Below are 11,643 nucleotides of genomic sequence, written 5' to 3'. Positions count from 1 at the left end.
TAGAACCGATCAAACACCCGGGCCTGAAGCTCGGCTGGAATTGTTGTACCTCGGTTGGAAATAGCTGTGGAAACCGAGGCACCGCTCTCGCTTATTTCAACGCTGATGGTGCTGCCTTCCTCTGCATACCGAACTGCGTTAGAGACTATGTTTGAGATGGCTCGTCTTAGCATTGATTTATCGCCATGTACCGACCCATCGCCTGAAAGCGCGATTTCTACCTTTTTGTCCTCGGCTGCAAGCTCGTAATATTCGATAACGCTCGCGGTAATCTCAGCCATGCTGGCATCTTCGGCACTGGGCGTAATCTTCCCGTTGTCCGCCTTGGCGAGGAAAAGCATGTCATCGACCATTTTTGACATGCGCCTAAGTTCTTCGAGGGCGGAATACAAAATGTCCTTGTAGTCGGTATTCTCGCGGTCGCGCATGAGTGCGACCTCCATTTGGGTCAGCATGCTGTTCAGGGGCGTTCTTAGCTCATGAGCAATATCCGCTGAGAAACCTGACAACCTGAGAAACGAGCCATCCAAGCGCGAGAGCATTTCATTGAAGTTGTCCACGAGTTCATGAAGCTCGCCTGGCACCGACTCGGTTGGAATTCTGGTATCCAAGCAATTGGCGGTTACCGTAGAAGAGGTCTTGGATAGTTCGTCGATCGGTTTTAAACCCTTCTTGATCAGAACAACACCTAAAGCGCCACTCAGAAGTGCACTGACCACCAGCGTATAAGCAAACCATTTCTGGATCATTTCGAAGAAATGGATGCGGTGCGTTACATCTAAGGCTAGATAAATGACGGTGTTCTGCCCTCCGACCCACCGATTTACTTTTCTAGTAATTCCGCTGTACTGATGGCCACCGAAACTTACTGTCCAGCGTTCCTCTTGGATGCCATTGACAAGCGGTAGCAAACTTTCAGACAAATTGTGGTGGGAGTAAACAGTCTTTCCGTCTACCACAACCGCAGTTGCGAAACCAAAGGAGTGCTCAATAACGGCATCGATCCTTGAAGCAGTCTCATGCCCGAATGCCGCGCTGCTGCGTAGCGTACGCTCTACTGCAGCGGCTTTTTCATTAAGCACTTGTGCATCTTTGCGTACGAAATGGAGCTGACAAAAATAATTAAAGCTGATTGCGGCCGCCAGCAGCACAACCGTAACCACGAGCATGAAAGCTATCGCCATTCTGCTCGTCAGTGACACTTTTCCCATCAGTACGGTCCTGGTTAGGCCATCAAGCACAAAAAAGCAGGTGGGGCACCCCCCACCTGCTTTGATCATTGTTACTCACACCCTCATATCCTATGCTGCGTCTGGATTTTCGCCATTTTGCGAGTGGTCGGCTTTGGCGGCCCCCATCATCTCACGACACTCTTTCATCATTCCACGCATGTCACCCATCATTTCCATATGCTTGTCGCCGCTCATCATGCCGGTTTCTGAATGGCTTTGGTCCGCTTTATCTGCCGCTGCGAAACTCAGTCCGCTCGCCAAGGTGATTGCGATTGCTGTAACGGTGATGGCCTTTCGCATGTTAAATCTCCAAGTTCAGTGGGTTATTCGCTTTTGCTTAACAAGGTGTTTTCGCCAACGTTGGGCTCCTTGGGCTTGTCGCACTTACCGCTAGACATATGCTTCATGCATACGACCATCATCAACAAGCAGGGCAAGAGAAAGAGCAGGCTTGGCAGCGTTGTTGCCAACGCCGCAGTGCTTTGGTTAAGGAGCATGTAGCCAACCACCGCTGCGGTTAAACCCGTCACGATCGGATTGCGCTGCAGTATGCTTTTCGTCTTATGAAGTAGGCTGCTCATCTACGTATCCTCGGATATAGTTGACAGGTTAGCCGTTGTTTACGCCAACTGGTGTGCCCAAATACTCTACCGTATGGATTTTTCCGTTTGGGGTCTTTACCTTCATCTCATACGTCTGAACTTTTCCATTAGTTCGATAGTTTTGTATCATCGCGGTTGTACCGGCAGTACCGGCTGGCGCGATGCTCAACACCTTACCTTCTTTGAGAAGCATTTTTAGTGTGGGCTTTGCTCCCGACGTATCGTCAAGGCGCTGCAGCGTACGTTCGCTTCCGCCTTCGGCCATTGCAAGCGAGGAAGCAACGGTCAGAATAAAAGGAACGATTACTTTGGTTATGCGGTTCATGGTTTGCACCTCTTGGTTAGTTGATGCCTGTAGATTAAAGGCTTGCTACTTACAAGAAGCTGTTGCCAAGGTTACAAAGCTGTAATCGCTCATTTTCGTGTTGCTACGACCGCCGCGCCTGCGGCGGTCGCTTTCTGCTCTTTACTGCTTTTCGATGCGCGTAATGGTGGAATCCATGCCTTTCGAGGAGAACTCGAATTCGACCTGGTCCCCTTCTTTCAGCGTTTGGAGCTGATCAGGCTTTGCTTTGAAGCCCATCGTCATCGACGGCCAGCCCAACGCTTCGACCGGGCCGTGGGCAATGGTGACGGTTCCGCTCTCGGTGTTTACTTTCTTGACCGTACCTGTGGCTGTAGCGGTCTGTCCCGCCGACTTCTGGTCCATTGGCATGTTCATGCCTTTGTGATCCATCGGCATGCCCTGCATAGGCTCTTTGTCAGCAGCATAGGCGGCCGGTACCAGAAACAGTGTGGCGAGAGTGATGTGCTTGATATTCATGGATGTTCTCCAGTGGGGTTGGTTGCTTGCTTGGGGGTGGTACGCAATTGCCGGCGGCGCATCAGCAGATAGGCTGCCGGCAGAACGAACAGGGAGAGCAACGGCGCGGTGATCATCCCGCCCACCATGGGCGCGGCAATACGGCTCATGATTTCGCTGCCGGTCCCGCCGCCCCAAAGGATGGGCAGCAGGCCAGCGATGATCACGGCGACGGTCATGGCCTTGGGGCGCACTCGCTGGACAGCACCTTCACGAATGGCGTCGAGCAGGACGCCTTCGCCATGGGCTCCAGCGTTAACCCGATCCGTCCAGGCGTTCTTCAAATACAGCAGCATAATGACGCCGAACTCAGCAGAAACGCCTGCCAGTGCGATGAATCCGATTCCTGTCGCTACGGATAGGTTGTACCCGAGCAGATATAGGAACCAGACGCCCCCGGTCAGAGCGAATGGCAGCGTGGCCATGATGAGCAGCGCCTCGCCAAAGCGGGCAAACGTTAGGTAGAGCAATACAAAAATGATCAGCAAGGTAGCCGGAACGACGAGCTTCAGCTTCGCGTTAGCGCGCTCCATGAATTCGAATTGGCCGGAATAGCTGATGCTCATGCCGGATTCGAGCTGGACCCCTTTGCTGATCTTTTCCCTCAGATCGCCCACCACAGCCGCCATGTCGCGGCCACGAACATCGACGTAAACCCAGCCCGACAGCCTTGCGTTTTCGCTTTTGAGCATGGGCGGTCCGTCTGTCACCTGTACTTTGGCCACGGTCCCCAACGTGATCTGGCTGCCTTGCGGCGTGTAGATCGGTAGGTTGCGCAGATCGGATATCGAGTCGCGCCACTCGCGGCCATAGCGGAGGTTGATCGGATACCTGGCGAGCCCTTCCACGGTTTCACCAATGGTTTGACCACCGATGGCACCGGCCACGATCGATTGCACGTCCGCGATATTCAGGCCGTAGCGTGCGGCGGCGACACGATCGATATCCACATCGATATACCTGCCGCCGGTCAGTCGTTCGGCGAGCGCCGAACTGACCCCAGGCACCGTTTTGGCGATCTGCTCGACCGCCAGGGTCGCTTTGTCGATTTGCGCGAGGTCAGTGCCATATACCTTCACGCCTATCGGGCTCTTGATACCTGTCGCCAGCATGTCGATGCGGTTTCGAATGGGCGGGATCCACAGATTTGCCAGCCCTGGCACCTGCACCGTGCGATCCAGCTCTTCCACCAATTTTTCAGGCGTCATTCCAGGACGCCATTGATCCTTTGGCTTGAATTGGATGGTGGTCTCGAACATCGTCAGCGGTGCCGGATCCGTCGCGGTATCGGCTCGGCCGGCCTTGCCGAACACATGAGCGACCTCGGGCACGGTTTTGATAAGGCGGTCCGTCTGCTGCAGAAGCTTGGAAGCCTTCTGAGCTGAGAGGCCTGGAAGCGCCGTGGGCATATAAAGCAGGTCGCCTTCATCCAGCGGGGGCAAGAACTCACCACCGAGGCGAGTTACGGGCCACAAGCCAGTCAGGAAGACCAGAACCGCCACTAGCAGGGTCGCCTTAGGCCAACGTAGCACCGCATCCAGGGCAGGCTTGTAGACCCAGATGAGGCCACGGTTGAGTGGGTTGCGGTGTTCATCCGGGATTTTGCCCCGTATCCAATACCCCATGAGTACTGGAACCAGCGTGACGGACAGGCCAGCGGCCGCCGCCATTGCGTAGGTTTTGGTGAACGCCAGCGGACCGAACAGTCGGCCTTCCTGCGCCTCCAGGGTGAACACTGGTATGAACGACAGCGTGATGATCAGCAGGCTGAAGAACAGTGCCGGCCCGACTTCAACGGCCGCGTCAGTGATTACCTTCCAGTGCTCTTGGCCCTTCAAAGTTGAGCCAGGATGCCGCTTGTGCCAGCCCTCGATGTGCTTGTGGGCGTTTTCGATCATGACGATTGCCGCGTCGACCATCGCTCCGATCGCGATCGCGATGCCGCCCAACGACATGATGTTTGCGTTGATGCCTTGCCGCTGCATGATGATAAAAGCAATCAGGATGCCGATCGGCAACGAAACGATGGCGACCAGAGATGAGCGCAGGTGCCACAGGAATATTGCGCAAACCAGCGCAACGACAATGAATTCCTCGATGAGCTTGTGGGTGAGGTTTTCAACGGCACTGTCGATCAGCTTGCTACGGTCGTAAGTCGTGACGATCTCGACGCCTTCGGGAAGGCTCGCTTTGAGCTCATCAAGCTTGGTTTGAACGGCAGCGATGGTTTCGCGAGCGTTCTTGCCGCTACGCAGGATAACGACTCCACCGACTACCTCACCTTCGCCATCAAGCTCGGCAATACCCCTGCGCATTTCCGGGCCGAGCTGGATATGCGCAACGTCCCCTAGCGTCACAGGCACGCCGCCGTCGAGACGCAAAGGAATGGCTCGAAAGTCCTTGAGAGTCTCCAGATACCCTGTCGCACGAACCATGAACTCGGTTTCTGCTAGCTCTAGAACGCTCCCGCCAGTTTCACGGTTGGCCTCATCGATCGCCTTTGCAATCTGCTGCTGCGTCACGCCCCTGCTGGCCATGCGTACGGGATCGAGTACGACCTGGTACTGCTTGACCATCCCGCCTATGGGCGCGACTTCCGCCACGTTGGGCAATGTTTTGAGCTCATAGCGCAGAAACCAGTCCTGCAGGGAGCGCAGCTGCGAGAGGTCATGTTTGCCCGTTCGGTCCACCAAAGCATACTGGTAGATCCAACCAACACCCGTGGCGTCGGGCCCCAAGGCAGGTTTGGCGGCAGCGGGAAGCCGACTCTGCACCTGACTCAGGTACTCAAGCACCCGCGAACGGGCCCAATAGAGGTCTGTGCCGTCCTCGAACAGGACGTACACGTAGCTATCCCCGAAGAAGGAGTAGCCGCGGACTGTCTTCGCGCCGGGGACAGACAGCATGGTCGTCGTCAGCGGGTAGGTGACCTGATTCTCGACAATCTGCGGCGCCTGCCCTGGGTATGGCGTGCGAATTATGACCTGAACGTCGGAAAGGTCTGGCAACGCATCGACAGCGGTGTTCTTGACCGACCAGATACCCCAGGCGACCGCAAACAAAGTGGCGAGCAAGATCAGAAAGCGGTTGGCCACTGACCATCGGATTATGGCTGCGATCATTGCTGGCCCCCGAGCTTCTCGATGCGCTCGATGACCAAGCCCTCGTCGCTTTCACGCACGCCAACACGGACACGGTTGCCCGTTTGCAGGCCTGACAAGAGGGATGGATCGGTAACCGGAAAGGACATGGTCATCCCGGGCATGTTTAGCGTCTTGAACGGCCCATGCGACAGGCCAACCATGCCATCTTCCAGGCTGACGATCGTGCCTTCAGCCTCGTGCAAAGCAGGTCCGGTGGAAGGTGTAGGCTGCTCCAAACCCTGAGCGGTCAGCCCGCGTAGGCTCGCCTCGGAATCAAGAAGGAACTGACCGGACGCCACGACCTTCTGGCCGGCTTCGAGCCCTTCAAGTACTTCTGTTTTGTCATCGAACTCCCGGCCAATGCGAACTTCAACGGGACGGTAACGACCTTCATCCTCAGCCAGCATCACCAATGCTCGCCGGCCGGTGCGAATGACCGCCTCGGTCGGGATGACCAAGGCATCTTCAACGTTGCGACTCAACGTCACCTCGGCCGTCATGCCGGGACGAAGCCGCTGTTGCGGGTTAGGTAGCTCAACCCGGACACGCACAGTGCGGCTATCCAGGTTGGCCTGCGATAGTACAGTCTGGATCGTTCCTTCCAGCGTTTCACCCGCAAAGGCGGGCAGGCGCGCTGTTACTGATTGCCCCGGCGCTAAATTTTCGATCTGCGCCTCTGGTACTGCAACTTCTAGCCAAACCGTGTCCAGCCCATTGACGCGCGCAAGAGATGCGCCTGCGGGTACGGTCATGCCCTCGCGAACATCGAGGCTGTTCAACACGCCGCCGATCGGGCTCGTTACGGTCCAGACGGGGCGCGCCTTACCGGTCCGTTCCAGCTGCGCAATGACCTCTGGCGGCATGCCAGCAAGGCGCAACCGCTGACGGGCCGCTGCGAGCAGCTGGGGTTCACCGATCTTTCTCAGTGCCAGGTACTCTTCCTGTGCAGCAGCCCACTCAGGGATAAGCAGATCTGCAAGCGGCGCCCCTTTTTCAATGACGTCTTCCGGCGCTCGGTCGTAAACGCGCTCGACGAAGCCCCCGGCGCGCGCCTGCACGACAGCCACGTCTCGCTCGTCAAACATTAATGCACCTGTCGCTTCGAGCGATTGGCTAATTGACTCACGCGTTGCGGTCGCCAGGCGCATGCCGAGATTCTGCGTCACGCTCGGGTCGATGCTCATCGACGCCCCGTCGCCTCCCTCATCGGCATAGCGCGGGACAAGATCCATGTCCATGAAGGGGGATTTTCCAGGTTCATCGAATTTCTGTTGCGGATACATAGGGTCATACCAATAAAGCACCTCCTTGCCTTCTTCTGCAGGCGATTGTCCGAAGGCTGCGGTAGACAGGCCGAATAGGGCTGTAGCGCTAACCATCAGAGGGAGGCTGAGGACGAGTGCCAGCCGCTTGAATTGGAAGGTCATGGTCGGATATCTCCAAAGGCGAAATGCAGGCTGGCGTTGCTCAGCGATCGGTCGCGGGCTACGTCGATCTGCCGTAGCCGGGTCTCGACAAGCTGGCGGCGCGCATCGACTACGGCGGTCAGCGCTCCGTTTCCGGAACGGTAATCGGCCATGGCAAGGCGGACCTTTTCGTCAGCGAGCGGTAGAAAAGTTTGTTCGAGACGGGTGAGTGCACGGTCCAGGCGCTGATACTCAGCGAGGTCAGCGGCCAGCTCCTGGCTATGCGCGCGTAACGTCGCTTGGCGCTGAGCCTCAATCTGTGCAAGGCGAGCACGCTCGGCTGCGATCTTTGGATCCTGCCGAGAGCTGGTGAATAACGGCAGGTCGAAGCTGACGCTGAGGTTCACCATGTCGCCGTATTCTCGGCCGCGACGCAGGTAATCGACGCCCCAGCTCCAGTCGGGCGTTTTCTCAGCGATGGCCTGACGAACCTTTGCCTCTGCTTCACGAGACATTGGATCGAAGGCGAGCAGGGCCGGGTGGCGGTTCAGGTTGTGCTGATAGTGCTCACCGTCGGCAAGCCATTGCGGCCAATCGCCTGTAAGCGGCTGGTCTGCTGGCTCGCCTATCCAGCGGCGGAGGTCGGCCCGCGCAACAACCTGGTTGCGTAGCAGCTCATCCTCTTGTTCAGCAAGCAATGCTGCCTCTTGCTTCGGAAGCACGCTGTCTGCGGTTTGCCCACCGCCGCCAGCAATACGCGCCTGAACAGCACGCGAAAACAGCTGATTCTCACTGTAGAGCTGTTTGAAAAGACTCAGTTTCTGCTCGACCGCGAAGCTAGCGATCCATGCCTCGGCAGTAGCCTGGCGCACGCTGAGACGTTCAATGGTTTGCTGAACGTCTGCGAGCGCAACACTAGCCTGCGCAGCCTCGACACGGGCGCGCCTTTTCGCTCGGTTTGGCACATCTTGCATGACCCCAACCATTTGCATGGTCATGGCCTCTTGGTCCAATTGCCAGCGTGAGTCACCTTCAATGGGTACGTTTTGCAGCCCAAGTCTAAGTTTGGGGTCAGGGAGCTCGCCGACAGGGATTGCAGCGTTGCGCGCGGCTTGGAGATTGGCGGCTTGCGCATCCAGCGAAGGCGCGTCTTGCTCGGCCAAGCTCAGGGCTTGTTCTAAGGTTAGAGCTGATGCGAGCTCGGAAAATGAGAGCGCGCCCATGATCAAGGCGGCCACGTAGGGAGGCGCCCAGCGGATACGGGGTTTCATTAAAAAAGAGTTCCTGATCTTCCATGCGAGCCAAAGGCGCGCGGTAGCCGGCCCGAATCTTCACATCCGGGCGGTTCCTAGAATTTGATCGGGATCAGACGCGGGGTGGATGCCAGACTACGTCCAGAAGACGAGAAGGGATTTGGTCGTTATAGGGCGTGGTCACGGGTCTAGCAGCAGGGACCAGCTGCGCCTTCGCAGCAACGATCTGAAGGAGGCTTGCGGTTTTGCATTCTTGCCCCGTCTTGCAGACGGTCGTCTTCCCTTGCTCATGCCCTTCACAGCACTCGGGCTCAGCGCCGCTGACGCCAGACATCAACGCGTGGCTGGCTGCCATGGCCTCCATGCCTTCCATATCAAGCATTACATGATGCGCAGATAATTCTGTCGGCATCAGCAACTGCGCCATTCCGTTGATCGGAAGCGCAAGCATTAGCAGCAGGATAAGGAAGGAGCGGATGGTGGACTTCATATATTTTCAGCTTACTGGGCAATTCAGGAGCAATCAATGAGGCAATCAGTCGCTCTGCAAGAGCAGCCTTAGCCGACAGGCTTCAAACTACACTCGCTTGACGGAGCCGGAGAGCGTTGAACACAACCGATGCTGAGCTAAGGCTCATGGCCAGGGCAGCAATCATCGGAGACAGCAACAGTCCAAAGAACGGATAGAGCAGACCTGCAGCAATTGGGATGCTCAACCCGTTGTACATAAATGCAAACAGAAGGTTCTGACGCATATTACGAACTGTCGCCACCGAAAGCGTACGGGCGCGAAGTATCCCCATCAGGTCACCTTTAACTAGCGTAACTTGGGCGCTGTTCATGGCGACGTCAGTGCCCGTGCCCATCGCTATGCCGACATCAGCCCTGGCGAGCGCCGGCGCATCATTTATTCCGTCGCCTGCCATTGCAACCACCTTACCGAGGGCTTGTAGCTTAACCACCAGCGCCTCCTTGTCCTGCGGCTTCACTTCGCCATGCACTTCATCGATCGATAGCTCACGAGCCACCGCGCGGGCAGTGGTAAGCCCGTCGCCGGTGGCCATGATGACTTGCACGCCCTCCGCTTGGAGCCGAGCTACAGCTTCCTTGGAAGTCGGTTTGATTGGGTCCGATACGGCAAGCAAGCCGGCAAGTGCCCCATCAACAGCTAGGTAAACAATGCTGGTACCGCTCTCTCGCATTTTTTCTGCCTGATCTTTCAAAGGCTCAACGCTCACACCCGCATCTTCCATAAGCGCGGTGTTGCCTAGCTGTAGCTGCTTGCCTTCCACCAGACCACGGACCCCGATCCCTGACCCTGACTCGAAGGTTTCAGGCTTTACCAACTGAATACCCTCGCTTCTCGCATGGTCCACGATGGCGTGGGCTAGGGGATGCTCGCTACCTTGATCCAAGCTGGCAGACAAACAGATGACTTCCTGAGCATCGAACGGCGTGACGCCTACCGCCCGATCGAAAACAGGTCGGCCCTCGGTCAACGTTCCAGTTTTATCGACAATCAGCGTGTCTACCTTACGAACATTCTCGATGGCGCCTGCGTCTCTGAAAAGCACTCCGCTTCCAGCCGCTTTGCCTGTGGCAACCATGATCGACATAGGCGTCGCCAGGCCAAGTGCGCAAGGGCAAGCAATGATCAGAACCGCAACTGCATTGATCAGGCCGAATACCCAGCCCTGCTCGGGTCCGAACAGGCCCCATGCAAAGAATGTCAGCAAGGCAATACCGATGACCGTCAGTACGAAATAACCAGCAACCGTGTCCGCCATCCGCTGCATGGGTGCTTTTGAGCGTTGCGCATTCGCAACCATCTGTACGATTTGTGAAAGCATGGTCCCGGAACCAACCTTAGTGGCTCGCATGACAAGCGAGCCACTCGTGTTCATCGTCGCGCCAATAAGCGAATCGCCTGTTCGCTTCGTCACCGGAACCGGCTCGCCCGTTAGCATGGATTCGTCGACGGCGCTCTCGCCCTCTAACACCTCTCCATCAACGGGTACCTTTTCACCAGGACGAACGCGCAGATGGTCGCCCTCGTGAACATGCATGAGCGGGATGTCCTCCTCTGAACCATTTTTGGCGATACGGCGAGCGGTTTTAGGTGATAAGCCGAGCAGGGACTTGATTGCCGAGGACGTCTGCAAGCGTGCCTTCAATTCGAGCAGCTGCCCTAGCAAGGTCAGCGAAATGATCACCGCGGCGGCTTCGTAATAAACGCCTATCCGGCCACCCACCATGAAGGACGCTGGAAATATGCTCGGTAAGACAGTTGCCACGACGCTGTAAATATACGCAGCCCCCGTGCCCAGACCAATCAATGTCCACATGTTTGGGCTGCGATGTTTGACCGAGGCGAGGCCGCGCGAAAAAAATGGCCAGCCTGCCCACAAAACAACTGGGGTCGTGAGGGCCAGTTCAACCCAATTCTGGCTAGCTCCATGAAACAGCGGAAGTGCATGTCCCGCCATGGCCAGCAAGGTCACAGCAACCGTTAACGGCAATGACCACCAGAACCGCCTTGAGAAGTCCTTGAGTTCAGGATTCTCCTCCTCGTCAAGTTCGGGAATCAGCGGTTCCAGTGACATCCCGCAGATAGGGCAATCACCTGGCCCCATTTGGCGGATTTCAGGGTGCATCGGGCAGGTGTACTCGGTCGTTGCATCACCAACAGGTGCCTTCTGTGCGGACGGCGCGGGTGCCTGAGATGCCGGTCCTTGAGCCTGCTGTGCAGCGAGATATCGAGCAGGGTCAGAACTAAACTTGGTCTGGCAACCCTGGCTGCAGAAGCGGTACGTTATTCCTTGGTGATCCTGTTCATATTCGCTGTCCTTTTTCACCTTCATCCCGCAGACCGGGTCTGTGAGCGGTGCTGATCCCTTCGTTTGGTCAGGCTGGAGATGGAACTGGGGAGAGGACATACGGGCACCTTATGGATTGGTTAGCAACGAACGTGGCCTACTGCAGGGACGTTTGTGGTTTTTCCAATGCTTGCAGCGTCCGACAACCAATATATGCAAAGCGTCCTGACCAAAGGTTGAACTAACCATTACATTTCTGTCAGGTTCTCCGGTATGTCAGGTCGAATGCATGTTGAAGCGGGCTGCTGGAAAAAGTAGCTCGCGCAAAT

10 protein-coding genes are annotated in these 11,643 nt (G+C 56.6%); all 10 read right to left on the bottom strand.

Features of this window, described 5'->3' with window-relative positions; translation table 11 throughout:
- Positions 1-1,211, bottom strand: a 1,211-nt coding sequence (locus tag DQ405_RS22540; protein WP_168426210.1) for a heavy metal sensor histidine kinase, incomplete at its 3' end; no start/stop codon positions are given.
- Between the two features lie 90 nt (positions 1,212-1,301).
- Entirely contained in the window at positions 1,302-1,532 is a 231-nt protein-coding gene (locus tag DQ405_RS22535; RefSeq protein WP_003292646.1) for a hypothetical protein, read from the bottom strand.
- A gap of 23 nt (positions 1,533-1,555) precedes the next feature.
- Complete coding sequence (locus DQ405_RS22530; protein WP_168426209.1) at positions 1,556-1,813, bottom strand: DUF2933 domain-containing protein; 258 nt, start codon at positions 1,811-1,813, stop codon at positions 1,556-1,558.
- A gap of 28 nt (positions 1,814-1,841) precedes the next feature.
- Complete coding sequence (locus DQ405_RS22525) at positions 1,842-2,159, bottom strand: co-regulatory protein PtrA N-terminal domain-containing protein (protein WP_168426208.1); 318 nt, start codon at positions 2,157-2,159, stop codon at positions 1,842-1,844.
- Between the two features lie 141 nt (positions 2,160-2,300).
- Positions 2,301-2,657, bottom strand: a complete 357-nt coding sequence (locus tag DQ405_RS22520; protein WP_168426207.1) for a copper-binding protein — start codon at positions 2,655-2,657, stop codon at positions 2,301-2,303.
- Positions 2,654-5,818, bottom strand: a complete 3,165-nt coding sequence (locus tag DQ405_RS22515) for an efflux RND transporter permease subunit (RefSeq protein ID WP_168426206.1) — start codon at positions 5,816-5,818, stop codon at positions 2,654-2,656. Before DQ405_RS22515 ends, DQ405_RS22520 begins: the two co-directional genes overlap by 4 nt.
- Entirely contained in the window at positions 5,815-7,266 is a 1,452-nt protein-coding gene (locus tag DQ405_RS22510; protein ID WP_168426205.1) for an efflux RND transporter periplasmic adaptor subunit, read from the bottom strand. The genes DQ405_RS22515 and DQ405_RS22510 overlap by 4 nt, the downstream gene beginning before the upstream one ends.
- Positions 7,263-8,516: a TolC family protein gene (locus tag DQ405_RS22505; RefSeq protein WP_168426204.1), complete on the bottom strand. Its 1,254-nt coding sequence runs from the start codon at positions 8,514-8,516 to the stop codon at positions 7,263-7,265. The genes DQ405_RS22510 and DQ405_RS22505 overlap by 4 nt, the downstream gene beginning before the upstream one ends.
- Positions 8,517-8,610: 94 nt before the next feature.
- Positions 8,611-8,988 (bottom strand): hypothetical protein, encoded by a 378-nt coding sequence (locus DQ405_RS22500; protein ID WP_168426203.1) that lies wholly within the window; start codon positions 8,986-8,988, stop codon positions 8,611-8,613.
- An 82-nt stretch (positions 8,989-9,070) separates the two neighbouring features.
- Positions 9,071-11,434 carry a heavy metal translocating P-type ATPase gene (locus DQ405_RS22495; protein WP_168426202.1) on the bottom strand — a complete coding sequence of 788 codons (2,364 nt, stop codon included), beginning with the start codon at positions 11,432-11,434 and terminating at the stop codon, positions 9,071-9,073.
- Positions 11,435-11,643 lie beyond the last annotated feature (209 nt).

The organism is Pseudomonas sp. SST3 (assembly GCF_003325755.1).
The sequence above is the reverse complement of the archived record's forward strand: the minus strand, read 5'-3'. Positions and strand labels throughout refer to the sequence as shown.